This window comes from Microbacterium sp. nov. GSS16, assembly GCF_028198145.1.
Taxonomy (GTDB): Bacteria; Actinomycetota; Actinomycetes; order Actinomycetales; family Microbacteriaceae; genus Microbacterium.
Genome location: NZ_CP116338.1, coordinates 737,508 through 763,477, shown reverse-complemented (window position 1 = coordinate 763,477; position 25,970 = coordinate 737,508). Strand labels below are relative to the sequence as shown.

The following is a 25,970-nucleotide window of genomic DNA, read 5'->3' as shown; positions in this document are numbered from 1 at the left end:
TCTGTGTGCGCGGCGCCGCTTCGCGCTCTTCCGAGCGCGATCGGCGCACGCAGCCGAGTGCCCGATCACGAGCGGGACGGAGGCGGCAGATGAGCATCACGACGACGCCCGAGGCACTCGTGCCGGCGGAGCAGCAGGCCGCGAAGAAGCGACGGTGGTTCCGCCGCGGGCCGAAGCCGGCACGTGACCGCATCAACAAGCGCGAGGCGATCGCCGGGTACCTGTTCATCACGCCGTGGATCATCGGGTTCCTGGTGTTCACCGCCGGGGCGATGATCTACAGCCTGTACATCTCGTTCAGCAACTACAACCTCGCCACCAACAGCGCGCGCCCCGTCGGCCTCGACAACTACGCCGAGCTCTTCGACGATCCGCGAGTCATGGTGTCGCTGGGCAACACGCTCTTCTACGTCGTGATGGCGGTGCCGCTCGAGATCATCTTCGCGCTCGTGCTGGCCATGCTGCTCAACCGCGTCGGCCGCGGAGCCGGCATCTTCCGCACGCTCTACTACCTGCCCAAGATGACGCCGGCCGTCGCGACGGCTGCGGTGTTCTTCCTGCTGCTGAACGGCAACAGCGGAGTGATCAACGAGTTCCTGCGCCTGTTCGGCATCGAGGGCCCGCAGTGGCTGGTCGACCCGGCCTGGGTCAAGCCGAGCATCGTGATCATGACGCTGTGGACGGTCGCGGGCACCATGGTGATCTTCCTCGCGGCGCTGAAGAACGTGCCCACCGAGCTGTACGAGGTGGCATCCCTCGACGGCGCGGGGAGTGTGCGCAAGTTCTTCTCGATCACGCTGCCGATGATCTCGGGCGCGATGTTCTTCAACGTGATCGTGCTGTCGATCGCCGCGTTCCAGATCTTCGACCAGGCGTATCTGCTGTTCTGGCGCGATCAGAGCAACTCCTCGCCCGAGGCGTCGCTGTTCTACGCGATCTACCTGTTTCAGCAGGCGTTCCGGCAGTTCAACTTCGGGTTCGCGGCGGCCATGGCCTGGCTGCTGTTCGTCATCATCATGATCATCACGGTGATCCAGGTGAAGTTCGGCAACAAGTTCGTCTACTACGAGGGAGACCGCTGATGGCGACCTCGCTGCAGCACACGTCCCGGCGCGAGAACCACGAGCGCCGGGATCCGTCCACGGTCGTGAACACCGTGCCGAAGCGATCGAAGTGGCGGCGCAACCTCAGCCAGCCTCGCAGCTTCGCGGCGCGGATTGTGCTGACGATCATCCTCGTGGGGTTCGGGCTGCTCTTCCTCTACCCGTTCGCGTGGCTGGTCGCGGCGAGCTTCAAACCTCGCGGCGAGGTGTTCGACAACGCCCTGATCCCCAAGACGTTCGTGCCCGAGAACTACGTCGAGGTGTGGAACCAGCTGCCGCTGATGAGCTGGCTGTGGAACAGCGTGGCCATCGCCGTGCTGGCGGCCACCGCCGTCGCCGTGTCGAGCTCGATCGTCGCGTTCGGGTTCGCGTACTTCCGCTTCCCCGGGCGCGGGCTGCTCTTCGGCCTCGTGCTCGCGACCATGATGCTGCCCGGCGCGGTCACCATGATCCCGATCTACCTGATCTGGAAGGAGACCGGGCTGCTCGGCACCTGGGTGCCGCTGTGGGGCATGAACCTGTTCGGCTCGGCGTTCTACATCTTCCTGCAACGGCAGTTCTATCTCGGGCTGCCGCGCGAGCTGTTCGAGGCGGCGCGGCTGGACGGATGCAGCTATTGGGGCCTGTTCTGGCGGATCGCGATGCCGCTGTCGGTGCCGTCGTTCGTGATCGTGTTCCTCTTCGAGTTCCAGGCCAGCTGGAACAACCTGTACTCCGCGCTGATCTACCTGAATGCGGGATCGGTCGACGACTTCACCGCACCTCTCGGCATCGCCTACGCGATGACGAAGTACAGCCCCACGGCCGGGGGCCACGGCGACTACCAGTACGTCATGGTCGCCTCGCTCATCGTCACGGTGCCGATGCTCATCCTGTTCGCCTTCGGTCAGCGCTACTTCATCGAGGGCGTCGCCACGCAGGGGAGGAAGGGCTGATCCCGGATGCCGGCACGCGGGCATCCGGACGACACGACTTGCACAACAGGACAGCGGCGGCGTTTCGCGACCGTCGCTCGAACGAGAGGAAGAGAGATGCACAAGCGCATTCTGGGGATCGCGGCGGTCGTCGCGGCATCCGCTGTCGTGCTGACCGGATGCGGGGGCGGCGACGACGCGTCCGATATGGCGGAAGCCGTCGACTGGGGTGCCCAGGCGACGGGCGAGCTGAAGGCATGGGGCTTCGAGAACGCCGACGATGTCGGTCAGTCGCGCCTCGACTACGCCGAGGAGCAGCTGAAGGATGTCAAGGTCGACCTCGACGCCACCGCGTTCGACGCGCAGAAGTTCACCACGCGGCTGGCGGGCGGCAACGTGCCCGACGTCGTGCAGATGGACCGCCGCTACGTCACCACGTACGCCGCGCAGGGGCTGATCATGCCGCTCGACGAGTGCCTGAAAGAGCAGGACGTCTCGCCGCGCGAGCACTGGTACCCCTTCGTCGTCGACGACGTGACCTATGACGACGAGATCTGGGCGGTGCCGCAGTTCTACCAGCCGCCGGCGATCCTCGTGAACAAGAAGGTGCTCGACGAGGCCGGCGTCACCGTCGACCAGATCGACACCTCGAACGCCGACGTGCTGCTCGACGCCATCGGCAAGATCTACCAGGAGGACAACGGCGTGCCCACGCGCCTCGGCTTCGATCCGCAGGCGACCGGGCAGAGCGGGCTGTGGATTCTCGGCATGGGCGGGCAGCTCAACGACGACGACGGCAAGCCGACCCTCGATGATCCGAAGAACGTCGTCGGCATCGAGATGCTCAAGAAGATCACGGATGCCCAGGGCGGCTACGCCGCGGTGAAGAGCTTCACCGACTCGTTCGACACCTTCGGCGACAACAACCAGTTCGTCGCCGGCCAGGTCGGCGCGCAGGTGAACGCGCAGTGGTACCCGAACGTGCTGTCGCCCTACATGGACGAGCTGCAGCTCGAGGCCGTGCCGTTCCGCGGCGCCGACGGCGAGCCCTTCTCGGTGGCATCCGGAACCGCGTTCGTCGTGCCGGCCGGAGCGAAGAACCCGGCCGCGGCGTGCGCATGGATGGTCGAGCTGACGTCAGACGAGGCGTGGGCGGCCGCCGGCAAGGCGCGAGGAGAGACCCGCGAGAAGGACGGCGGCGTGAACACCGGCCTGTTCACCGGCTCGCCGGCCGCCGACAAGGCGATCCGCGACGAGTGGGTCGTCGAGAGCGGCAACGCCGGTTTCGACCGGGTGATCTCGACGTACTACGACGTGGTCGACTACGGACAGTCGTTCGGATCCTCGCCCGCCGGCCAGGAGATCCAGAACGAGCTCAACAACGCGATCACGGCGGCGCTGCTCGGCGACAAGTCGCCCGAGGAGGCCTTGAAGGACGCCCAGAAGGCGGCGATGCGGGCCTACGAGAACATCGAGCAGGACTGAGTCTCGGGGCGGGTCGTGCGGTCGGGCCGTCAGGTCACAGGCCGCGCGGCCCGGCCGCCTGGGCGAAGATCAGGCTCGTGCTGGTGGATGCGACTTCCGGTTTCAGGCTGATCGTGTCTGAGACGAGTTCGCGCAGCGCCGCGGCATCCGGAACAGCGACGTGCACGAGGAAGTCGCGATCGCCCGCGAGGAAGTAGACCCGCTGCGTCGCGGGCAGTTCTTCGAGGTAGGTCTGGAATCGGCGCAGGTCGCCGCGGGCGTGGGCGTGCAGACGGATGGTGATGAGCGCCTCGAGGTGCAGCCCCAGCGCGCCCGGTGAGATCTCGGCATGGAAGCCGACGATCACTCCGTTCGCCTGCAGGGCGCGGACGCGCTTCAGGCACGTCGACTCGGCGATGCCGGCGATCGCGGCGAGCTCGGTGTTCGATATGCGCCCGTTGCGGCTCAGCTCCGACAGGAGTGTGCGGTCGATGGCATCCAGCCCGGCGTGGAGGGATGCCGAAGAATCAGGGCTCACGCGACCACTTCCTCGCCTCGAGGTGAAGATTTTCACCGTATCGAGGCGATCTTACGCAGGATCTTCGGTTCCATACCGCGTCGTCACTCGGATCTGCATAATCGCAGGTAGTGGGCGCTTACTCGCGCCCGCGAACAGCTGTCTCAGGAGGACGCAATGACGCGCACGATCATCGTCGGTGCAGGAATGGTCGGACTGGCCACGGCATGGCATCTGCAGGAGCGCGGTGTCGACGTCACGGTCATCGACCGGGTCGGTGTCGCCGCCGGCTCGTCGTGGGGCAACGCCGGCTGGCTGACGCCGGGCAAGACGATCCCGCTCGCCGACACGGGCCTGTGGACCTACGGGCCGAAGGCCCTGCTCGACCCGGATGCCGCGCTGCATGTGCCGTTCCGCGTGGATCCCGGGCTGTGGATGTTCCTCGGCCAGTTCGCCGCGCACGGCACGAACCGCGCCTGGGATCGCACGATGGCCGACCTCACGCCCATCGACAAGATCGCGCTGGAGTGCTTCGACGAGCTGATCGACGGGGGCGTGCAGTCGTGGACCCGCGAGGGCCCGTTCGTGATCGGGTTCAAGCAGGAGGCCGACTCGAAGGGCTTCCTGCACGAGATCGAGGGCGTGATCCGGCACGGGCAGGATGTGCCCTTCACGCGTCTCGAGAACCCCCGCGAACTGGCGCCGGTGCTGTCGGATGCCGTGACGCACGCCTACCGGCTCGACGGGCAGCGCTTCTTCGAGCCCGCGCCCTTCGTCGAGGCGCTCGGCGCCGCCGTCGTCGAGCGCGGAGCCGAGCTGATCACCGGGTGCGAGGTCACCGATGTCTCGTCGACTCGCCGTCCCGTGGTGACGATGTCGAACGGGCAGCGACTCGAGGCGGACTCGGTCGTGATCGCGACCGGCGCCTGGATGCCGGCGCTGGCCCGCAAGCTCGGCGTGCGCACCCGAGTGCAGGCCGGCCGGGGATACTCGTTCACGGTCGCGACCTCGGTGCCGCAGGAGCATCCGGTGTACTTCCCGTTCCAGCGCATCGCGTGCACCCCGTATCAGGGGCGCTTCCGCATCGCCGGTACCATGGAGTTCCGCCGTCCCGACGAGCCCTTCCAGCCGCGGCGCGTGGAGGCGATCATCGCGCAGGCGCGGGAGATGTTCACCGGGCTGGATCTCGACGACCGTCAGGACGAGTGGGTCGGCTCGCGCCCGGTCACGCCAGACGGCCTGCCGCTGGTAGGTGCGACGCAGGCGCCGAACGTGTACGTCGCGGGCGGTCACGGCATGTGGGGCATCGTGCTCGGCCCCGCAACCGGCAAGCTTCTCGCCGAGCAGATCACGACGGGCCGCATCGCCCCCGAGATCCGTCCGTTCGACCCGCTCCGCTGACCCGCGCGCTCGCCGCTGGGCGTCCGGGCCCGCGCTTCCGGCGCGGGCCCGCCTTTGGCGGCATCCGGGGTCAGTTCCGTGCGCCGACGTGACCGAAACCGTACCCGATCGACCCCGCACCGGCGCAATCCATCCCCGCGGTGCCTGCATCCGCCGTCAGGGATGCATTCGTCTGGTCGGCGCGACCCTGCACCGGAGAAATCCATCCCCCAGAGTGCCTGCCACCAGGTCAGGGATGCATTGGTGTGGTCCGCAGGCTAGCCGACCAGCGACATGCATCCCTGATAGCCCCGACTCCGCGTGCTCAGGCCCGCGAGACGGGCTGCTGCAGCTCGGTGACCCAGTGGGACTCGTCTTCGAGGGGCCACGACCGCACATACAATTCGCGGCACGGACCCGAGGGTACGAAACCCCGGGCGAGCATCTCGGCGTGCAACGCGTGCCAGGTCTCGCGGATGCCCGACATCGCACCGAGGTGGATGCCGCACACCGCGCGCTCCTCAGCGGCGAGCTCGACGATCTCAAGATCTTCGATGGGGTCGCCGGCGTACGCGTAGCCGATGGTCAGCAGCATCCCTCCATCGGTCGGGCGGTACTGCGCGATCGGCGTCTCGAGCATCCCCTCCGTCTCGGGCAGGCGGTCTTCGACCTCGCCGAACATGGCTCCCACATACCGGCCCACCTCGTCGGCGGGCACGGTCGCCGTGCGGGCGATCAGGCGGACGGCGGGCAGAGGCTTCTCGATGAACTCGGCGGATGACATGCGATTCTCGCTTTCGATCAGGTGGAGGCGCCGTTCCACGTCGACGAGCCGTTCGGTCGCGATGCGGTGCTCGCGTTCCACCGCATCGCGGTGTCCGCGCAGCATCTGTATGAGTCGATCCCCGTCGATGCCCTCATCGAGCATGACGCGGATCTGCTCCAGCCCGAATCCGAGTTGCCGCAGCGCGACGATCCGGTGCAGTCGGTCGAGCTGCGAAGGATCGTACGAGCGGTACCCGCTGTACTCGTCCACGTGGGCGGGTACGAGCAGGCCGGCGGTGTCCCAGTGCCGCAGCATGCGATGGGTCACCTGGCCGATCTGCGCGAACGCTCCGATGGACAACATGCTCTGATTCGACCGCCTAACACCGTGTCAGGGTCAAGTCTGGCCGATGGATGCGAAGAAGCATCGATCTCGCATCACGGCGAAGTGGTCGCGGTGCTGGTGAGCCCGCACCGGCTGCGGAGCCGCCGCGCTGAGGAGCCGTGGCAGCAGACGGATGCGCTGCGTGAGCGCTTGGCGCGAGCACGCTCAAGCAGCCTGAGAGAGCGCCGCCCGGCATCCGGGGTCAGTTTCGTACGCTCATGCGGGCGAAACCGTGCGCAATCGACCCCGCACCGGCGGAATTCAGTCCGGCGGCGCGGCGTCAGGCCATCGAGAAGTCGTAGCGTTCCGGGACGGGGCGGTCGGGGAAGGCCTCGCGCCAGAGATCCGACATGCTCAGCTCCCCCTCGCGGATGTCGGGCACATCGAACTCGTCTTCCAGCATCCGTCGGGCCTCGTCGTGCGCCCCGGATGCCAGCGCCGCGCGCACCGCGAGCACCCGGAACCGCCCCTGCGCTCGGACCGCGGGAGCAAGCGCGGCGAGGAACCCGGATGCCTCCTGCGCCCGCCCCGCGATCAGCAGAGCTTCGCCGAGTTCCAGCGCGAGCGGCGCGAGATCGGGCGCCAGAGACGCGGCGTCGGTGAGAACGTCGATGCCCGCATCCACCTGGCCCTGGGCGATGCGCACCAGGCCGAGCCCGCGCAGCGCCCACGCGCTGCGACGCTGCCGCAGCGACGCCTCGTAGTGCGCCGCCGCGCGGTCGACGGCCCCGGCGGCGTGCGCGATCACGCCGCGGTGGTAGTGGGTCAGCCATGTCGCCGGCGCGGCCCCGAGCAGGCGATCCCAATCTTCTCCGGCGACGTACGACACCGGAGCGTCCACGCCGGCATCGGGCGCCGATCCGTCGAGCAGCGCGCGCCAGTATTCGCCCTCGTCGCCCGCATCCCGGTCGAAGCGCACCCCGGGCAGGGCGTCGAAGCCGCGACCCACGCGCGCGGCGAGCTCGGCCTCGAAGGCTCCCCAGGCGGCGCCGCGGTTCAGCATCCGCTCCGGTGCGGCGTCCGCGACCGCATCCAGACGTGACGAGTCGCAGCCACTGGTCGCCCGCTGCACCTGCGCGCCAACCACGGCAGAGGCGTCGGCCCACTCCCCGTCGGCGCCGTCGACGTGCAACGGCAGGAAGGTCTCGGTCCACTCCCAGGTCGCCCCGCCCGGCATCCGCAGATTCTCGTACTGCGTGGTCGTGAGGCCGCCCTGGATCTCGAAGTACGAGCCTCCCAGCCACTCCTGCCAGTGCCGTCCGCCGGTGGTGTCGCCCCAGACGAACAGCTTGCGCCCCGAGAGCCGCACGCTCGAGACGTGCGCGAGTCCGGTGCCGTCGGGTTCGAGCGCCGCGATCCACGGCATCGCATCCCCGCCGAGGTCGTAGAACCAGTCGGCCGCCTGCACGGCGTGGGCCGGACGGCTCACATCCGGTGCGGCGACGTCGACGTGCGCGAGCGTGCCGTCGTACTGCGTCTGATACGCGTGCTTCGCGGGGGCGAACACCCGCGAGCCCTCGGTCTGGGCGACGGCGATGTTCGTCCACCAGTACATGCCGGTCTCGTCGGCGTGCGGATTGCGCACCCGCACGCGCACGTGCAGCGCGGCGACGGTCGAATCGAGCGTGGCGTCGATCTGCACGACCACCCCGCGCACCCGCTCGTACTCCCACATCCGCAGCACCGGTTCGCCGTCGTGCGCGGTCAGCGCGGCGGCGTACAGCGGCGCGCAGGTCAGCGGCCAGTGGCCGCGCATGCCGATGTTCCACTCCACACCGCCCGAGAACCACGCGTTTCGCAGCCCGAGGTTCGCCGGCTGGAAGACCTCGTTGCGGTAGACGAGGTCGCGCCCGGTCGCCTTGTCGAGCAGACGCACCAGGCGGCCGCCCAGATCGACGGCGAACTCTGCCCGCAGCAGGTCGTTCTCGAGCACCGCGACGCGCATGGGCTCGTCGGTGCGCTCGCGGGTGTACTGATCCTGCAGCAGATAGGGGTGGATGCTGCCGACCTGGCCGTACCGGATGTTCTCGGCCAGGTCGTCGGGCAGCCCGTCGGTCGACGCCTCGTACGGCGCCTGCGGCATCGCGGCGACCGCGGGCAGCGGATTCGGTGCGCCCACCGGCGCCGACGGGAGGGTGACGGTGTCGAGGGTGAGCGTGGCAGTCATGATGATGCTCACGCTAGGGCATCCGCGCCCCGCCGCGCCGACCGATGCCGTGCGCGGCGCGGTCACCCGCGCAGGTCGCGGCGTGACAGGGCAAGGGCGGATGCCACGGCCAGCACCAGCGCGATGCCCCAGACGAGCAGCAGGCCGCCCACGTCGACGCCGTCCTTGAGCGGCGGCTGGTGATACACCCACGCGTACGGCGAGAGCGCGTTCAGCCACTCCAGATCCTTCGACTGCTTCGCCACGGCCTGGAACACGTACCCGAGCACGGCGACGCCCGCGGCGACACCCGTGGCCCAGGCCTTGCGGCCGGTGAGGGCCCCGGCGAACAGGCCGGCCATCGCGCTGAGAAACGCCAGTCCGGTCAGGGCGAGCGCTGCTCCGACGATGTGCGGAGGATGGATGCCCAGGCCGGCCGGCTCGTTGAGCGCGAACACGATCGCGCCCGAGAACGCGCCCAGCCACAGCAGCCGCACGAGCACGGCGAGCGCCGACTCGGCGGCGTACTGCGCGCGACTGATGCCGTGCGCGAGGTCGAGCTCGAGCCGGCCCGACTCCTCGGCGCCGGCGATCGCCGCCGAACCCCACAGCACCGCCGCGATCGTCAGCAGCAGAAAGCCGAGCAGTCCGTAGAACGTGCTCTGCGCGTAGCCCGCGCCGGAGGCGATCTGGTCGTAGCCGAGCGTCTCGATGAGCTGCGGCGGCAAGGCCTTGATGACCTCTTCGAGCTGCCCGCTCGCGCCGAAGCTCGGGTACAGCGGCAGGTACAGGAACAGCACCGCCGCGATGCCGAGGCTCCACCCGATCACGCCGCGCCACGACTCGCGGATGCTGCGTCGGAACACCGACAGGATGGCGCTCATCGCGCACCTCCCTCTTCGCTGACGTCGTCGCCGACACCCCTGCTTCCTGCTGAAACCCCCGCCTGCGACCGTCCGTGCCCAGGGGTGTCGGCGGAAACTGGGGGTTTCGACGAAGAAGGTGTAGAAGAAGAGGCGTAGAGGCGCAGCACGCTCTCTTCGAGGTCGGGCTCCTCGACGGTCAGGTCGTGCACCGTCGCCTGGGCGAGCGCCTTCACGAGCGGGTCGATCGCGCCCTCGACGGTCGCGGTCAGATGCGTCACGGAGCCCTGTGGGGTGACCTCGAGCTCGTTCACGCCCGGGATGCTTGCGAAGCGACGGCGCAGGGCATCCGGATCCGCCGCGTCGAGCGAGACCCGCACCCGTCGCACCGAGCCGAGGCGCAGCGAGGCGACGTCGCCGCTGGCGACGACCCGGCCGGCGGCGAGCACCGCGACCTCGTCGGCGACCTGCTGGATCTCGCTGAGCACGTGCGAACTGAGCAGCACGGTCTGGCCAGCATCGCGCGCTTCGCGCACCATCGCGAGGAATTCTCGCTGCATCAGCGGATCGAGCCCGCTGGTCGGCTCATCGAGGATGAGCAGCTCGGGCCGGTGCATGAACGCCTGGATCAGGCCGATCTTCTGCTTGTTGCCCTTCGACAGGCTGCGCACTGGGCGCGTCAGGTCGACGCCGAGGCGCTCGGCGAGCTCGGACGTGTATCCGCGATCGACCGGGCCCGACACCTCGGCGTAGAACGACAGCATCCGGTGCCCGGTGACACGGCCCTCGAGATGCAGCTCGCCGGGCACGAAGCCGATCCGTCGTCGCAGTCGGGCGCCGCCGTGCCGCGGCTGCTCGCCGAGCACGCGCACCTCGCCGGAGGTGGGACGGATGATGTCGACCAGGGTGCGCAGGGTCGTCGTCTTGCCCGCGCCGTTCGGCCCGATCAGGCCGTAGATCGTGCCGCGCTGTACGTGCATGTCGAGGTCGTGCACGGCGGTGCGTCTTCCGAAGCGCTTGTGCAGTGCGGTGATGTCGATGACGGAACTCATGACGCCCCTCCTTCGATGGGCTTTTCGGATGCTCGTGCGGATGCGGATGCGGATGCGGATGCGGATGCGGCGTCGGGTGCGGCCGCGGGTGCGGGGGCGCCGTCTGCGGGCGCGCCGTCGGATGCCAGTGCCTGACGCGCCCCCTCGAGGAACGCGGTGCTCGAGTAGATGCCGTGCGTGAGCAGTTCCAGAGTGGGCAGGGTGGTGCGCATCATGCCGGCAGGGCTGAGCTGGTCCTGCCCGAGTATCCGGCCGATCTGTGCGCGCATCATGACCGGTGCGAGTCCCATCATCACCACGAGCAGTGTGGTCATCTCGGGGTCGCTCATGGCGACGAGAAGGCCCGCGTCACGCTGCTCGTCGAGCACGTCGCGGGTCACTCGGACGATCTCATCGAACAGACGGTCGGCGGCCGGCGAGCTGTCACCGAGCATGCGGCCGAGGTAGTCGATGTACGGGCCGTACCGCTCGACATCGTGCAGGGCGGCGCGGATGCGGTCGGCCGTCGGAGCCTCGATCAGCTCGTGCTTGTCGTCGATGAACGCCGCGACCACGTAGTCGTCGCACGCGGTGCGCAGCGCATTCTTGTCGCCGAAGTGGTGCACGATCAGGGCGGCGCTCACCCCGGCATCGGCGGCGATCGCTCGCATGCTGGCGGCGTCGAAGCCGTGGCGGGCGAAGGCGCGGATCGCCGCATCGCGGATGCGGGCGCGAGCGGTGAGGTCGTCAGATGCTGAACGCATGTACAGCAAGCTAAACGCGCGTTCAGTCGTTGTCAATGGAAGCGGCTCCGCGGGCCGCGGAGCGGCGATAGTGTGAGCGAGTGACGGGCTTCGACTTCCAGCGACTGCGCCGCTTTCCCGACGTCGAGGCTCCGAACCTGCAGGCCTGGGACGCCACCGACGAGCTGCTCGTGCGGCGCGCTGTCGAGTCGGGGGTCGACGGCGACGAGATCGCGATCATCGGCGACGAGTACGGCGCGATCGCCCTCGCACTGACGGATGCCGGGATGCGCGGCATCCGGGTGCACCAGGACCTCATCACCGGCCGGCGCGCGCTCGCCGCGAACGCGCGCGCACTCGATCTGCCTCTGCCGGCCGCGCACGAGCTCGACAGCTCGCTGCTCGCTGGCGTGCGTCTCGTGCTGCTGCAGCTGCCGAAGGGGCTCGCAGAGCTCGAGGAGATCGCGGACGCGGTCGCCCGGTGGGCCGCGCCGGACGTGACGCTCGTCGCGGGAGGGCGGGTGAAGCACATGGCGCTCACCCAGAACGAGGTGCTCGCGCGGCACTTCTCCCACGTGCAGCCGCAGCGCGCGGAACGCAAGTCGCGGCTGATCGTGGCATCCGGTGCGCTGCCGGTACCCGACCAGCCGCCGTTCCCCGTCAGCCGCCGGCACGACGGCTTCACCCTGAGCGCATACGGGGCGGCGTTCGCCGGCGCGCGTCTCGACGTCGGCACCCGGGTGCTCATCGACGTGATGTCGACGCTCGTGCCGCCGTCGCCGGCGCCGGCGTCCGCGCCGTTCCATCCGATCGACACCCCCGCCGGCGGCCTTCGCGCGGAGTTCCGCCCGGTCGCGAGTCCGGCCCCGCTGCGCGTCGTCGATCTCGGATGCGGAACGGGAGCGCTCGCCGTGGCGTTCGCGCAGCAGCATCCGGATGCCGTGATCACCGCCACAGATCGATCGGCCTCCGCGGCGCGCTCGGCGCAGGCCACGATCGTCGCGAACGGTCTCGCCGCGCGCATCACCGTCACGCTCGACGACGCAGGATCCGAACTGCCCGATGGGTCGGCCGACCTCGTGCTGCTGAATCCGCCCTTCCACCTCGGCACGAGCGTGCACGAAGGGGCGGGTCATCGCCTGATCCAGGCCGCCGCGCGACTGCTGCGCCCCGGCGGCGAGGTGTGGACGGTGTTCAACTCGCACCTCGATCACCGCGGGGTGCTGACCCGCGACGTCGGCGCGACCGAGCAGGTGGCCCGCACCCCGAAGTTCACCGTCACGCGCAGCATCCGCCGCGGCTGAGCGATTCGAACTGGGGATAGGAACCCCCGGTGACGCGTGAAAACCCAAATGAGGATTTGCCACCGGATCAGCCATTCGTTAGCGTTGCTAGGTGGCCGAGAGGTCACATGACCAGTCCGCGGCCGCGTCCTTCTTTCGACATGAGCTGTACACGAAGAGGCGTGGGCGTACGGTCGATGTTCTGTCGCGGGGATCCGAAATCCCCGTCCGTGCCGCTGTGCAGCATCTGTCGAAACGGCCTTGAGAACGTCACCCGGGCGTAACCGAAGCGGCCCGCCGAGACCCGAAGAATCGGTGGGCAACGGGGGAAACGTGTCCGAAACCGCTCTTGAAGCGCGCAATATCTACAAGGTCTTCGGTCGTAATCCGCAGCAGGCCGTGAAGCGTCTGAAGGCCGGTGAGACCCGCACCGAGGTGCAGGACGTCGGCACCGCAGCCGTAATCGACGCGAGCTTCACCGTGAACCGCGGTGAGATCTTCGTGATCATGGGTCTGTCGGGATCCGGCAAGTCCACCATCATCCGCATGCTCAACGGTCTGCACGACGCGACCGCGGGCGAGATCACGATCGGCGGAGACGCGATCACCGGCGTCCCGGGCTCCAAGCTGCGTGACATCCGCCGCGACCGCGTGTCGATGGTCTTTCAGCACTTCGCGCTGCTGCCGCATCGCACGGTCGCCGCGAATGTCGCCTATCCGCTCGAGCTGAAGGGCGTCGGAAAGGCCGAGCGTCTGCGCAAGGCCGACGAGATCCTCTCCCTGGTGGGCCTCGACGGCTGGGGCGAGAAGCTGCCCAGCGAGCTCTCCGGTGGCATGCAGCAGCGCGTCGGCATCGCCCGCGCGCTCGCCGCCGATACCGACATCCTGCTCATGGATGAGGCGTTCAGCGCCCTCGATCCGCTGATCCGCCGCGAGATGCAGGAGCAGCTGGTCGAGCTGCAGGCCAAGCTGCAGAAGACCATCGTCTTCATCACGCACGACCTCAACGAGGCGATGTTCCTCGGCGACCGCATCGCCGTCATGCGTGACGGCCGCATCGTGCAGATCGGCACGCCCGAAGACATCCTCACCGACCCGGCGAACGACTACGTCGAGCAGTTCGTGCAGGACGTCGACCGCGCTCGCGTGCTCACCGCCGCGAACGTCATGGAGCGTCCGCGCCCCGTCGTGGCCGAGTCGGCCGGTCCGCGCACGGCGCTGCGTCAGATGCGGGATGCCTACATGTCGGCGACCTACGTGGTCGGCCGTGACCGCAAGCTCGTCGGGATCGTCACCGATCGGGATGCCGTGAAGCTGGTGCGCAAGGGCGAGTCGTCACTGGCATCCATCCTCAAGCCCGCGCCTCAGGTGGTCGACGAGAACGAGGTGCTGATGAACCTGTTCATCCCCTCGGTCGAGTCGCCGCTGCCGCTGGCCGTGACCGACGGCGAGGGCCGCCTGACCGGCGTGATCCCGCGCGTCACCCTGCTCGCCGCCCTCGGGCCCGGCCCGGGGGCCACCGGCGAGCTGACCCTGCCGCTGAACCCGATGCCGCAGGCCGTGATCGACGAGGTTCTCGCCGAGGCGAGCTCGTTCACCGAGGCGGCCGCCGAGGCCGCCGACCCGGCTGTCGCCGACGCGCCCGCCGGCACCGCTGACAACGCTGACACCGAGGAGGTGCGCTGATGGATTTCCGCATTCCGATCGGAACCTGGGTCGCCGGCATCGTCGACTGGGTCAAGGTCAATCTCGACGGCCTGCTCGACGGCGTCGCGTTCGTCTTCGGCTTCCTCGTCAACGGGCTCACTGCCGGTCTGCTGTCGGTGCATTTCCTCGCGATCATCGCCATCGCCGCGCTCATCGCGTGCCTGGTGCGCTCATGGCAGCTCGCGGTCGGCACCGCCGTCTCGCTGCTGCTGATCGTCGGCATGAACCTCTGGGTTCCCGCCATGCAGACCATGTCGCTCGTGCTCGTCGCGACGGTCGTCGCGGTGCTGATCGCGGTGCCGCTGGGCATCTGGTCGGCCCGCAACGCCACCGTGCGCGCGCTGCTGAAGCCCGTGCTCGACTTCATGCAGACGATGCCCGCCTTCGTCTACCTGATCCCGGCCATCGTGTTCTTCGGCATCGGCGTGGTGCCCGGCATGGTCGCGACGATCATCTTCGCGCTGCCCCCGGGCGTGCGACTCACCGAGCTCGGCATCCGCGGGGTCGACAGCGAGACCGTCGAGGCCGGCCAGGCATTCGGCGCGAAGCCAGGGCAGATCCTGCGCGGCATCCAGCTGCCGCTCGCGATGCCGACCATCATGGCCGGCATCAACCAGGTCATCATGCTGGCCCTGTCGATGGCGGTCATCGCCGGAATGGCCGGCGCCGACGGCCTCGGCAAGATGGTCGTCGAGGCGATCTCGACGATCAACATCGCCAAGGGCGTCGAGGCGGGCCTCGGCGTCGTGCTGATCGCCGTCTTCCTCGACCGGGTCACCGCGGCCCTCGGCGCTCCGGCCGAGAACCACGCATCGCTGCTGGGCATCCTCGCCCGTCGCCGCGACGCGCGTCGCCGCGCCTCGGCATCCGTCGCCGTGCCGGATGCCGCACTGCAGCCGGCCTGATCGGCATCCCGAATCGCACTCACAACCCGCACTCACATACGGAACGCAAGAGAGAAGAGAACATGAAGAAGAAGCTCACAGCACTGCTCGCCCTCACCGCCGTCACCTCGCTCGCCCTGACCGGCTGCGCGTCGGGCGGTGCCGGCGGCACCGGAGGCACCGGTGATGCCGACGGCGGCTCGAAGGGCGACAAGGGCACCATCACGCTCGGCTTCCTGCCGTCGTGGACCGACGGCCTGAGCACCGCGTACCTGCTCGAGAACAAGCTCGAGGAGATCGGCTACGACGTCGAGATGAAGACCCTCACCGACGCCGGCCCGCTGTACACCGGTCTCGCGCAGGGCGACGTCGACATCTACCCGTCGGCCTGGCCCGAGCTGACCCACAAGAAGTACATGGACAAGTACGGCGACGACATCGAGGATCTGGGCACGTACTACGAGAACGCGAAGCTCACCATCGCGGTTCCCGAGTACTCCGAGCTCACCTCTATCGAGGACCTCAAGGGCAAGGCCGCGCAGTACGACGGCAAGATCATCGGCATCGAGCCGGGTGCCGGCCTCACCGAGCAGACGACGACCATGCTCGAGGAGACCGGTCTGAACAGCGAGTACGAGCTGGTCACCTCCTCGACAGCCGCCATGCTCACCGAGCTGAAGAAGGCGACCGACGCGAACGAAGACATCGTCGTCACGCTGTGGCGCCCGTTCTGGGCCAACGACGCGTTCCCCGTGAAGGACCTCGAAGACCCGAACGGCCTGATGGGCGAGGCCGAGGGCCTGCACTTCCTGGGCACGAAGGGCTTCGCCGACGAGTACCCCGAGGCCGCTGAGCTGATCGAGAGCATCAAGCTCGACGACGAGCAGTACGGCTCGCTCGAGGACATGGTGGTGAACGAGTACGGCGAGGGCAAGGAGCGCGAGGCCGTCAAGGCGTGGCTCGAGGAGAACCCCGACGTCATCAAGTGACCCGGCGGCCGGCTCGCCGGCGTTAGCCGGTGCGGCGGTTAGCCGGTGCGGCGGTTAGCCGGTTAGCCGGTGCGGCGTTTACAAAACGGGGGCCGACACTCCAGATGTCGGACGGATCCACGTGTTCTGTCCGACGGGTGGAGTGTCGGCCCCCGTTTCGTAACGTCAGGGCGGGCTTTCGGATGCCGATGTCGGCCCCGTTTCGTCTCGCAGCGCAACCCCCTGCATCCACCCCCGCCTCGGGCGTAGCCTGCGGATATGGACGGGTTCGCAGCCGTCGACTTCGGCTTCGCCCGCGAGGTTCTGCAACGGGGCATCGCGGCGCTCTACCTGGTCGCGTTCCTCTCGACGCTGAACCAGTTCCGCCCGCTGCTCGGCGAGCGCGGCCTGCTGCCGGTGCCCGATCTGATCGCGTGGGTGACGTCGTCACCCACAAGACGCCGGATGCTGCATCCGACGCTCTTCACGCGCATCCGCTACACCGACCGACGCCTGGTCGCGCTGTGCTGGACCGGCATGATCATCGCCGCCGCTCTTGTGATCGGCATCCCGCAGCTCGCCCCGCCGTGGGTGCCGATGCTCTGCTTCCTGGCGCTGTGGTTCGGTTACCTCTCGATCACCAGTGTGGGTCAGACGTTCTACGGGTTCGGGTGGGAGATGCTGCTCGTCGAGGCGGGATTCCTCGCGGCGTTCCTCGGCTCGCGTGATCAGCCGCCGCCCACCGTGGTCATCGTGCTGTTCTGGTGGCTGGTGTTCCGGCTGGAGTTCGGTGCCGGCATGATCAAGATCCGCGGCGGTCGGGAGTGGCGCGACCTCACCGCGCTGATGTACCACCACGAGACGCAGCCCATGCCCGGGCCGCTCAGCCGGCAGGCGCATCTGCTGCCGCGGTGGTTCCACAAGGGCGAGGTGCTCGGCAATCACTTCGCTCAGCTGGTGGTGCCGTTCTTCCTGTTCGTGCCGCTCGCGACGCTGTTCACCCCGGATGCGGTCGACGCGATCCTGCTGATGATCGGCGCGATCGCCGCGGCGATCGTCATCCTCACCCAGCTCTGGCTCGTGCTCACCGGCAACTTCGCCTGGCTGAACTGGGCGACGATCGTGCTCGCGTTCTCGGGCGTCGGCTCGGCCTGGGCGCCCTCCTGGGTCGCTGCCCCGTCTTGGGCCGCTGCGTCCCCCTGGGGACCTGAGCCTGCCGACGGGCCGAACGGAATCCCTCTCTATTGGGTCATCCTCACCTCGGTGGTCGGTCTCGTGCTGATCGTGCTCAGCTGGCCGGCGCTGCGCAATCTGTTCGCCCGCCGCCAGCTGATGAACGCGAGCTTCAACCGGTGGCAGCTCGGCAACGCCTATGGCGCGTTCGGCACGGTGACGAAGCAGCGCATCGAGTACGTCGTGGAGGGAACCACCGATGCCGATCCGGATGCCGCGGACTGGCGCGAGTACGAGTTCAAGGGCAAGCCCGGCGCCCTGCGCCGGATCCCACGGCAGTTCGCGCCGTACCACCTGCGGCTCGACTGGCTGATGTGGTTTCTGCCGCTGGGCCGCTCGCTCGACGACTGGTTCACGGTGTTCCTCGTGCGTCTTCTCGAGGCCGACCGACCGACACTGCGGATGCTGCATCGCGATCCGTTCGACGGGGAGCGACCGGTGTGGGTGCGCGTCGTCTCGTATCGCTACCGCTTCGCGACCCGCGCCGAGCACCGCGATGCGGGTGTCGTCTGGGTTCGTGACCGGCGACACGTCCTGGTGCGTCCGCTCGGCTTCGGCCGCTGAGGGCACCAGACCCCCGTCCCGAACGTGCCGAGATGCCCGCATCCGGCCCGCACGTGCCGGAGGGGCCACACATCGGGCGCGCATGCGGCCCGTATCCGGCCCGCATCCGGCCCGCATCCGGCCCGCATCCGGCCCGCATCCGGCCCGCATCCGGCCCGCATCGTGCCCGCGGTGCCGATTCGCCGGTGCACTTCGGGGGCCGACACGCCACATGTCGGACGCTTTCGCGGCATCCGTCCGACATCTGGCGTGTCGGCCCCCAGAACGTAACGGGGTCCCGGTGCAAGCGCGGGCTTCGCAGGCCGGGCTCCGGGTCGGCTCCGGCCCCAGGCCGGGCCGGCTGGCTCCCGCGGCCCGCCTGCCTCCCGCAGGCCGGGCGTCTCCCGCAGGCCGGCTGCCTCTCGCGGCCCGCCGGCCTCCCGCGGGCCGGCTGTCGCGGGGCGGTCAGAACATGATCGGACGCTTTCCCGCGAGTGATGCATACGCGGCATCCACCACGGCGACCGCCGCCAGTCCGTCGACGGCGGTGACACGCGCCGCGCCCCCGGTGCGGATGGCCTCGGCGAAGTCCGCGAGCTGAGCGCGATACGGATCGGCACCGGCGGGGTCGAGGTCGGTGTCGAAACGCAGGATGCCCTCGGAACCGGCCACCTCGACCATCGACCGGAACGGCGTGCCCGGCTCGAGCCAGTCGGCGCGCAGGTGGCTGATCGCCCCGTTCGCATGCGTGAGGGTGACGTGCGCCGAGACCGGAGGCGAGACCCGATCCCCGACCGCGGGTGGGTCCTGCGTCGCCGAGACCTCGACGACGGATCCGGCCAGCCACAGCGCTTGGTCGATGTCGTGGATCATCAGGTCTCGGATGACCCCGCCGCCGGCATCCTCGGCGTAGAACCACGCCGAATCGGGCGCCGCGACCGTGCGACGGAACGTGAGCTCGGTGAGCGTGCCGATCGTGCCGACGAGGTCGTGCAGGTCGCGGTATCCCTCGAAGTACCGCACGACGTGCGCGGGGAACAGGCGCATTCCAGCCCGATCGGCGGCGTCGATGATCTCCTGGGCGTCCGCGGTGCTGCCAGCGAGCGGCTTCTCGCACACGACGTGCCGTCCGCGGGCGAAGGCGGCACGGGCGATGTCGAGGTGCGTCGAGGTGGGGCTGATGGTGTCGACGACGTCGACCGCGTCGATCAGCTCGTCGAGACCGCCGATGACCCGGATGCCGTAGCGACTGGCGAGCACATCAGCATCCGTCCTCCGCAGTATCGCGACCTCGGCGCCCAGGGCCAGCCAGCCCTCGATGTGCATCGGCGCGATGCCGCCCGCCCCTACGATCCCCACCCTCAGCGTGCTCTCCATGGCCCGACTCTACGCCGGGCCCCTGCCCGGCCGTTATCCGCGGCCCCTCCTGCCGCCGCGAGCCGCCGTCCCCGTTTTGCCGACACCCCCATTTGGCGCCGAGACCCCCACCTGCGGGCGCCCCTAGCTGGGGGTGTCGATGCGAAGTGGGGGTGTCGGCGACCCGCCTCAGCCGGCGAAGGGCAAGGTGGGCAGGCCGCGAATGCCGAGGTCGACCGCGAACAGCGACCCGGCCTCGGTGCCGCGATCGGCGTCGAGGCCCTGTGCCGAGGTGGTGATGAACAGGGTGCTCAGCCCGTGCCCGCCGAAGGTGCAGGCGCTCACCTGCGGCACCGGCAGCCGGATGCTCTCGATCAGCGCACCTGAGCTGTCGTATCCGTGCACGGCCGACCCTCCCCAGAGAGCCACCCACACGCTGCCGTCAGCGGCGACGCAGAGCCCGTCGGGGGCCCCGGCATCGGAGGGGATCGACACGAACGGGCGCCGGTTCACGAGGTCGCCGTCCGACACGTCGAACACGTCGACTCGGCCGGTCGCCGTGTCGGCGTAGTACGCGTGCGAGCCCTCGGAGGTGAACGCGATTCCGTTCGAGATGCCGACCTCGGGCAGCACGACGCTGATCGACAGGTCCGCGTCGATCCGGCGCAGCGAGCCCCGCCCCGGCGCGGAGTCGTACGCCATCGAGCCGGCGAGCAGTCGGCCGTGGGGGTCGCAGCATCCGTCGTTCATCCGCACACCGCGGTCGTCACCGAGTTGCGCGACCGCACGCGCCTCGCCGTCGGCCTCGTCAGCGAGGTAGAGCGTGCGCGCGCCGACGGCGACGAAGCCGCCGTCACGCCGGGGCCGCACGAAGGCCATGAACTCGTCGTCGACGTGCTGGCGCGTCACGCCGTCGTCGCGCAGGGTGAGCAGATCGCCCGCGGCCCCGTCGACCCACCGCAGCCCGCCCCAGGCGGCAGCCCAGACCGGCCCCTCGGCGTGACCGGCGATCGGGCCGGTGACGTTCTCAACCCTCACCGCTCCTCCCTGGGCAGCGGCATGCGCTCGGGCTCGGGGGATGGCTCCGGCGAAGGAGCGGGTCTGCGCGTACCGGACGCAGGTGCATCGGTCGTCGGCGCGGCAGTCGCCGTGCCGCTCGCGGATGCATCGGTCGTCGGCGCACCAGTCGCCGTGCCGCTCGCGGATGCATCGGTCGTCGGCGCACCTGACGCATCCGCACCGGCGACATCTGCGGCAGCCGGCGCACCGATCGAAGCCGCGGCGGCAGCGGGCGCACCCGCCGTCGATCCCGACCCGAGCTGCCCCGCGACCTTCTGCTCGAGCACCTCCACCGCCTCGTCCGAGAGCAGAATCAGTCCGTCGAGCTCCTCGCGCACGCGCTTGTATGCGAGGTTGCGCTCCGCCTGCGTGGCGGCGTCGTCGAGGGCGACGGTGAGCAGGTGCCGCGCGCGGTCGAGGCGCTTGCGCTCCATTTCGCTGAAGTTCGCGTCGCGCAGGCGCCGGGCATCGCGCTCGGCGATGTCGAAGGCGACGGCGTAATCTCCCACTGCGTCGACGTATTCGGCGATCTCCCCCTCGCTGAGCTTGGCGTCGGCTGAGGCGGGTCGCAGGGTGTCGGCGATCTTCTTCGCCCGCAGGAACGCGGCGGTCAGGGGCTGGCGCCCATCGCTCATCGCCGGAAAGGCGATGAGCTTCGCGACGTCGAGCTCGTAGTCGAGCCATCGCGCGGTGATCTCGTCGTGCTCGCTGAAGAGCCGCTCGAGCAGCTGCACGGTCGAGGCGCGCTCTTCGGCGGCGGCGTCGCGCACCTGCTTCCGCGTCTGCTGCGGCGCGATCCCGCGGGCGGCGAGCTGGGCAGCCTTGATCTCGCCCTTCAGGCGCAGCGTCTCGAGGCGTCGCTCGTGGCGGCGCTTCGACGCGCGCTCCCACGACTTGCCGATGCCGCCGGCGATGCCCATCAGCGGGAAGGCCAGCCACCAGTAGTGGCCGAGCCACGTCAACACGTCGTTCATGATGTTGCCAGCCTACTTCTGCACCTCCCGCGGGCGAGGGTGCATGCCGGCGCACTCAGGGCGCATTCCGGCGCACTCAGCGCGCATACAGTTATACCCCCAGGGGTATCGGTTACGATCTATGCATACCCGAACCGAGGAGTGCGAGATGTGCCGAGCAGTGACCTGCCGAACCTGTGGCAAGACGACGTGGGCCGGCTGCGGCCAGCACGTCGACAGCGTGATGGCCGGAGTGCCCTCGAGCGACCGGTGCCGCGGGCACGAGAGCGAGCCGCGCACGGGCTTCTTCGCGAAGCTGTTCGGACGCAGCTGACGTGCGCGTCGTCATCATCGGAGGGGTCGCCGGCGGGATGTCGGCCGCGACCCGGCTGCGCCGACTCGACGAGCACGCCGAGATCATCGTCGTCGAGCAGGGCGAGCACGTCAGCTTCGCCAACTGCGGGCTGCCGTACTACGTCGGCGGCGTGATCGCCGAGCGCGAGTCGCTGCTGCTGCAGACTCCCGAATCGCTGCGCGCCCGGTTCGCACTCGACGTGCGCACCGGGTCCGAGGCAGTCGCGATCGATCGGGATGCCCGCACCGTCAGCATCCGCGATGTGCACACCGGCACGGTCGTCGACGAGCCGTACGACCACGTCGTGCTCGCGACCGGCGCTGCCTCACGCGACGTGTTCGAGAAGACGCTGGGCGGCCCCGTCGTCTCGACCCTGCGCACGATCGACGACGTCGACCGCATCACGCTCGCCCTCGCGGGCCTCCCCGACGCGGGCCGCGCGGTCGTCGTCGGCGGCGGATTCATCGGCATCGAGGCGGTCGAGAACCTCGTCCACCGCGGCCTCGCGGTCACGCTCGTGCAGCACGGTCCGCACCCGCTCAGCCCTCTTGACGTCGAGATGGCCGCGCTCGTCGTCGACGAGCTGCAGGCGCACGGCGTCGACCTGCGGCTGCGTGCATCGGTCGAGTCGATGGATGCCGAGGGCGTTCACCTCGACGACGGCACCACAGTCACCGCCGACATCGTCATCGATGCGCGGGGTGTGCGCCCTGCGGCATCCCTCGCCGTCTCCGCCGGACTCGTCACGGGATCGACTGGCGGCATCGCCGTCGACGCGCTGCAGCGCACCAGCGACCCGCGCATCTTCGCCGTCGGCGACGGTGTCGAGAAGGTCGACGCCATCTCGGCCGAGCCGACCCTGGTCACGATGGCCGGTCTCGCCAACCGGCACGGCCGCACGGCCGCCGACGCGATCGCCGCCGACGCGGGGCTGCTCGACGCTCCACCCGCCGACGCCCTGCCGGCACTGGGCACGGCGATCGTCGGCGTCTTCGACCTCGCCGTCGCCATGACCGGCTGGAGCGAGAAGCGGCTGCGGGATGCCGGTCGCGCCCACCGCGTGATCCACGCGCATCCGTCCGACCACGCCGGCTACTACCCGGGTGCCGAGCGGCTGACCATGAAGCTGCTCGTCGATCCGTCGACCGACCTCATCCTCGGCGCGCAGGTCGTCGGGCGTCGCGGCGTCGACAAGCGCATCGATGTGATCGCGACGGCCATGCAGGCCGGCCTCACAGCGTCGCAGCTGAGCAGGCTCGAGCTGGCGTACGCGCCGCAGTTCGGCTCGGCGAAGGATCCGGTGAACATGCTCGGCTACATCGCCGACAACGCGGCGACCGGTCTGACCGACGGGGTGCAGTGGCACGGGCTCTCGGCCGCGGTGGCTTCCGGTGCCACGGTGCTCGACGTACGCAGCCCCCGGGAGCACGAGGCCGGAGCGATTCCCGGCAGCGTGAACATCTCGGTCGACGAGTTGCGGGGTCGTCTCGACGAGCTGCCCGCTGGCGAGCTGATCGTGCACTGTCAGGTGGGTCAGCGCGGGCACACCGCGGTGCGCCTGCTGCGTCAGCACGGCCGCGCGGCGCGCAACCTCGACGGCGGATACCTGACCTGGGCCGCGGGCACCCGCATGCTCGCCGCCGATCGCATTCTCGAGAAGGAGTCAGTATGAGCGCCGCACCCGATGACGAGATCCGCAAGGTCGTCAACCGCCTCAAGCGCGCCCGAGGGCAGTTGAGCGCCGTGATCGACGCGATGGAGACGGATGCCGATTGCCGTGACGTCGTCATCCAGCTCGCCGCCGTGGGCAAAGCCATCGATCGCGCCGGCTTCGCGGTGATCAGCACGGCGCTCAAGCACTGCGTGATCGACGGCGACGACGCCGAGGACGGCGCCCCCAGCATGGCGGAGCTCGAAAAGCTGTTCCTCACGCTCGCCTGACGCGGGCGGTTGCGGTCACGTCCGGACCGGAGCGGGCGTGCGTCGGTGACGTTTCGGGGCCGACTCGTGCCGTGCGGACTCGTTACGTTTCGGGGGCCGACTCGTGCCGTGCGGACTCGTTACGTTTCGGGGGCCGACTCGTGCCGTGCGGACTCGTTACGTTTCGGGGGCCGACTCGTGCCGCGCGGACTCGTTACGTTTCGGGGGCCGACACGCCAGATGTCGGACGTGGTCACGGGGTCCGTCCTACATCTGGAGTGTCGGCCCCCGTTTCGTCTCGTCTTTCTTCGTGGTGGCTGGTCTCGGCACGCGGCGGGCGAGGCTGCACGCGGGCGCGCGCACCGGAATCACCCGCGTCCCGGTCAATCGCGTCCCGCTCACCCGAGCTTTTCGGCGCACGGCACGCACAGTCGCGCGAAGGGGCGCACCTCGAGCCGCCCCTCGGGGATGGGCCGGCCGCAGTTCGCGCAGATGCCGTAGTCGCCGGCATCCCACCGCGCCAGCGCATCGTCGTACTGCCGCACCTCGTCGGCCGCAGCATCCGCCAGCGCCGACAGCCGCGACCACTCTGACGACAGCGTCACACCCTCGGGATCGTGCTCGTCGTCGTCGTTCGACCCCTGACGGTCGTGCACGAGCTCGGCCAAGGCGGATGCCGCGTGCTCGGCGCGCGCGACCGCATCCGCCCGCTGCGCGGCGAGCGACTCACGATTGATCCCGGCCATCCCGCCACCCTAGCCCTGGTTCGGCCGTCGTCGGCCGGGAGCCGAATGTCGGGTAAGGGGTGCTGATGCCCGGCATTCGTCTCCTCCTGACGGGTTGCGACGCGACCGTGGTTCGGTGGCAGTCGGCCGGGAGCCGAATGTCGGCTACGGCGTGCGGATGCCCGGCATTCGTCTCCTCCTGACGGGTTGCGACGCGACCGTGGTTCGGTGGCAGTCGGACGAGGAGCCGAACGTCGCGCAAGGGGTACGGATGACCGGCATCCGGCTCCTCCCGACGGTCGCGCCCCCCGCTCCGATGCGCTACCGCCCCCGCTCCGGTTCGGTGGACGTCGGCCGGGAGCCGAACGTCGGTCAACGGCTGCGGATGCCCGGCATTCGGCTCCTCCCGAGGCGCTGCCGCTCCCCGGGCCGAGCCCGACGCCGCCGACCCGCACCGCGACGGCGAAGGATGCCACATCCGCACGAGCCTCGCACAGGCCTTGCCACCTTCGGGAGGGTGCGTGACGATGGGAACGCCAATCGACGGGAGACATGATGCAGCTGGGAATGATCGGACTCGGACGCATGGGCGCGAACATCGTGCGCCGACTGATGCGGGACGGACACGAATGCGTCGGTTTCGACGTCAACCAGGAGGCCGTCAAGGCGCTCGAGGCGGACGGCGCGACGGGAGCCGCCGACCTGGAGGACTTCGTGTCGAAGCTGCAGACTCCGCGCGTGATCTGGCTGATGGTGCCGGCCGGACTCACCGGGTCGATCCTCGAGCAGGTCGCCGACCTGCTCGACGAGGGCGACATCGTCATCGACGGCGGCAACTCCAACTACCGAGACGACGTGCGTCGCGCGGCCGCGATGCGCGAGCGCGGCATCGAGTACGTCGACGCCGGCACGAGCGGCGGCGTGTTCGGTCTCGAGCGCGGGTACTGCCTCATGGTCGGCGGATCGGATGCCGCAGTGCAGCACATCGAGCCGCTGCTGAAGACCATCGCCCCGGGCGTCGGCGAGATCGAACGCACGCCAGGACGCACCGGCGACCTCGCGCCGGAAGAGCAGGGCTACCTGCACTGCGGTCCCGCGGGGGCCGGCCACTTCGTGAAGATGGTGCACAACGGCATCGAGTACGGCATCATGGCCGCGATCGCCGAGGGCCTGAACCTGCTCGAGAACGCCGACGCGGGTGTGCGCGAGGCCGAGCACTCGGCCGAGGTCGCACCTCTCGAAGAGCCGGAGTTCTACCAGTTCCCCATCGACACCGCGAAGGTCACCGAGCTGTGGCGCCGCGGGTCGGTGATCTCGTCGTGGCTGCTCGACCTCACCGCGACCGCACTGAACGAGAACCCAACCCTCCACGATCTCGCCGGCCGTGTCTCAGACTCCGGCGAGGGGCGCTGGACGGTCAAGGCCGCGGTCGACGTGGGTGTGCCCGTGCCTGTGCTCTCGTCTGCCCTCTTCGAGCGCTTCGCCTCGCGCGGTGAGGATCACTTCGCGAACCAGGTGCTCTCGGCGATGCGGCTGCAGTTCGGCGGGCACAAAGAGCTTCCCGCGGGTGACGTTCTCGAGGCCGGTGGCCGCAAGTCGGAGTCGAGCGACCGCGGGCAGTCCGACAGCGCGTGATCGACCCCGGCGCTCATCGAAGACGTCGGTCGAGATGA

The 25,970-nt window shown here is 69.4% G+C and carries 22 protein-coding genes; 12 read left to right on the top strand and 10 right to left on the bottom strand.

All coding sequences use genetic code 11. From position 1 onward, the window contains the following. Nucleotides 1–89 precede the first annotated feature (89 nt). The 3 genes from PGB26_RS03490 (at nucleotide 90) to PGB26_RS03480 (ending at nucleotide 3,502) form a co-directional block, all read left to right on the top strand. Nucleotides 90–1,082: a carbohydrate ABC transporter permease gene (locus PGB26_RS03490; protein ID WP_271638909.1), complete on the top strand. Its 993-nt coding sequence runs from the start codon at nucleotides 90–92 to the stop codon at nucleotides 1,080–1,082. Then, complete coding sequence (locus PGB26_RS03485) at nucleotides 1,082–2,038, top strand: carbohydrate ABC transporter permease (RefSeq protein WP_271638908.1); 957 nt, start codon at nucleotides 1,082–1,084, stop codon at nucleotides 2,036–2,038. The genes PGB26_RS03490 and PGB26_RS03485 overlap by 1 nt, the downstream gene beginning before the upstream one ends. Before the next feature lie 96 nt (nucleotides 2,039–2,134). Then, nucleotides 2,135–3,502, top strand: coding sequence for an extracellular solute-binding protein (locus tag PGB26_RS03480; protein WP_271638906.1), 1,368 nt, complete (start codon nucleotides 2,135–2,137; stop codon nucleotides 3,500–3,502). Nucleotides 3,503–3,536: 34 nt separating this feature from the next. Here the strand turns inward: PGB26_RS03480 and PGB26_RS03475 are convergent, their stop codons facing one another. Next, nucleotides 3,537–4,019 carry an Lrp/AsnC family transcriptional regulator gene (locus tag PGB26_RS03475; RefSeq protein WP_271638905.1) on the bottom strand — a complete coding sequence of 161 codons (483 nt, stop codon included), beginning with the start codon at nucleotides 4,017–4,019 and terminating at the stop codon, nucleotides 3,537–3,539. A gap of 156 nt (nucleotides 4,020–4,175) precedes the next feature. Here PGB26_RS03475 and PGB26_RS03470 point away from each other — a divergent pair, with 156 nt between their 5' ends. Continuing rightward, nucleotides 4,176–5,399: an NAD(P)/FAD-dependent oxidoreductase gene (locus tag PGB26_RS03470; RefSeq protein WP_271638903.1), complete on the top strand. Its 1,224-nt coding sequence runs from the start codon at nucleotides 4,176–4,178 to the stop codon at nucleotides 5,397–5,399. A gap of 304 nt (nucleotides 5,400–5,703) precedes the next feature. Here PGB26_RS03470 and PGB26_RS03465 read toward each other — a convergent pair whose 3' ends face one another. From PGB26_RS03465 to PGB26_RS03445, 5 genes are all read right to left on the bottom strand, one after another. Further along, nucleotides 5,704–6,507 (bottom strand): MerR family transcriptional regulator, encoded by an 804-nt coding sequence (locus PGB26_RS03465; protein ID WP_271638901.1) that lies wholly within the window; start codon nucleotides 6,505–6,507, stop codon nucleotides 5,704–5,706. A gap of 301 nt (nucleotides 6,508–6,808) precedes the next feature. Next, the gene (locus PGB26_RS03460; protein ID WP_271638899.1) at nucleotides 6,809–8,695 is read right to left on the bottom strand and encodes a DUF5107 domain-containing protein; all 1,887 of its coding nucleotides are present in this window, start codon (nucleotides 8,693–8,695) and stop codon (nucleotides 6,809–6,811) included. 62 nt (nucleotides 8,696–8,757) lie between these two features. Beyond that, nucleotides 8,758–9,558 carry an ABC transporter permease subunit gene (locus PGB26_RS03455; RefSeq protein WP_271638897.1) on the bottom strand — a complete coding sequence of 267 codons (801 nt, stop codon included), beginning with the start codon at nucleotides 9,556–9,558 and terminating at the stop codon, nucleotides 8,758–8,760. After that, nucleotides 9,555–10,589 (bottom strand): ABC transporter ATP-binding protein, encoded by a 1,035-nt coding sequence (locus PGB26_RS03450; protein ID WP_271638895.1) that lies wholly within the window; start codon nucleotides 10,587–10,589, stop codon nucleotides 9,555–9,557. The genes PGB26_RS03455 and PGB26_RS03450 overlap by 4 nt, the downstream gene beginning before the upstream one ends. Beyond that, nucleotides 10,586–11,332 (bottom strand): TetR/AcrR family transcriptional regulator, encoded by a 747-nt coding sequence (locus PGB26_RS03445; protein ID WP_271638893.1) that lies wholly within the window; start codon nucleotides 11,330–11,332, stop codon nucleotides 10,586–10,588. Before PGB26_RS03445 ends, PGB26_RS03450 begins: the two co-directional genes overlap by 4 nt. 80 nt (nucleotides 11,333–11,412) lie before the next feature. Between PGB26_RS03445 and PGB26_RS03440 the strand changes: the two genes are divergently transcribed. The 5 genes from PGB26_RS03440 to PGB26_RS03420 all read left to right on the top strand — a co-directional run bounded on the left by PGB26_RS03440 (nucleotide 11,413) and on the right by PGB26_RS03420 (nucleotide 17,950). Next, nucleotides 11,413–12,615: a class I SAM-dependent methyltransferase gene (locus PGB26_RS03440; RefSeq protein WP_271638892.1), complete on the top strand. Its 1,203-nt coding sequence runs from the start codon at nucleotides 11,413–11,415 to the stop codon at nucleotides 12,613–12,615. Nucleotides 12,616–12,927: 312 nt separating this feature from the next. Continuing rightward, nucleotides 12,928–14,280, top strand: coding sequence for a quaternary amine ABC transporter ATP-binding protein (locus PGB26_RS03435; RefSeq protein WP_271638891.1), 1,353 nt, complete (start codon nucleotides 12,928–12,930; stop codon nucleotides 14,278–14,280). Then, nucleotides 14,280–15,206 carry an ABC transporter permease gene (locus PGB26_RS03430; protein ID WP_271638890.1) on the top strand — a complete coding sequence of 309 codons (927 nt, stop codon included), beginning with the start codon at nucleotides 14,280–14,282 and terminating at the stop codon, nucleotides 15,204–15,206. Before PGB26_RS03435 ends, PGB26_RS03430 begins: the two co-directional genes overlap by 1 nt. Nucleotides 15,207–15,268: 62 nt before the next feature. After that, a complete protein-coding gene (locus PGB26_RS03425; protein ID WP_271638889.1) occupies nucleotides 15,269–16,174 on the top strand; it encodes a glycine betaine ABC transporter substrate-binding protein in 906 nt (301 codons plus the stop codon). Nucleotides 16,175–16,432: 258 nt separating this feature from the next. Further along, entirely contained in the window at nucleotides 16,433–17,950 is a 1,518-nt protein-coding gene (locus PGB26_RS03420) for a lipase maturation factor family protein (RefSeq protein WP_271638888.1), read from the top strand. 444 nt (nucleotides 17,951–18,394) lie between these two features. On the opposite strand, the gene PGB26_RS03415 is transcribed toward PGB26_RS03420, so the two are convergent. The 3 genes from PGB26_RS03415 to PGB26_RS03405 form a co-directional block, all read right to left on the bottom strand. Next, entirely contained in the window at nucleotides 18,395–19,306 is a 912-nt protein-coding gene (locus tag PGB26_RS03415) for a Gfo/Idh/MocA family protein (protein ID WP_271638887.1), read from the bottom strand. Nucleotides 19,307–19,474: 168 nt separating this feature from the next. Continuing rightward, nucleotides 19,475–20,323 (bottom strand): SMP-30/gluconolactonase/LRE family protein, encoded by an 849-nt coding sequence (locus PGB26_RS03410; protein WP_271638886.1) that lies wholly within the window; start codon nucleotides 20,321–20,323, stop codon nucleotides 19,475–19,477. After that, nucleotides 20,320–21,318 carry a hypothetical protein gene (locus PGB26_RS03405; protein ID WP_271638885.1) on the bottom strand — a complete coding sequence of 333 codons (999 nt, stop codon included), beginning with the start codon at nucleotides 21,316–21,318 and terminating at the stop codon, nucleotides 20,320–20,322. The genes PGB26_RS03410 and PGB26_RS03405 overlap by 4 nt, the downstream gene beginning before the upstream one ends. 314 nt (nucleotides 21,319–21,632) lie before the next feature. Between PGB26_RS03405 and PGB26_RS03400 the strand changes: the two genes are divergently transcribed. Next, nucleotides 21,633–23,324, top strand: coding sequence for an FAD-dependent oxidoreductase (locus PGB26_RS03400; protein ID WP_271638884.1), 1,692 nt, complete (start codon nucleotides 21,633–21,635; stop codon nucleotides 23,322–23,324). Further along, a complete protein-coding gene (locus PGB26_RS03395) occupies nucleotides 23,321–23,593 on the top strand; it encodes a metal-sensitive transcriptional regulator (RefSeq protein WP_271638883.1) in 273 nt (90 codons plus the stop codon). Before PGB26_RS03400 ends, PGB26_RS03395 begins: the two co-directional genes overlap by 4 nt. Before the next feature lie 377 nt (nucleotides 23,594–23,970). Here the strand turns inward: PGB26_RS03395 and PGB26_RS03390 are convergent, their stop codons facing one another. Beyond that, nucleotides 23,971–24,318, bottom strand: coding sequence for a TraR/DksA family transcriptional regulator (locus PGB26_RS03390; protein ID WP_271638882.1), 348 nt, complete (start codon nucleotides 24,316–24,318; stop codon nucleotides 23,971–23,973). A gap of 531 nt (nucleotides 24,319–24,849) precedes the next feature. On the opposite strand from PGB26_RS03390, the gene gnd reads away from it, so the two are divergent. Then, nucleotides 24,850–25,932: a phosphogluconate dehydrogenase (NAD(+)-dependent, decarboxylating) gene (gene gnd, locus PGB26_RS03385; RefSeq protein ID WP_271638881.1), complete on the top strand. Its 1,083-nt coding sequence runs from the start codon at nucleotides 24,850–24,852 to the stop codon at nucleotides 25,930–25,932. The last annotated feature ends 38 nt before the right edge of the window (nucleotides 25,933–25,970 follow it).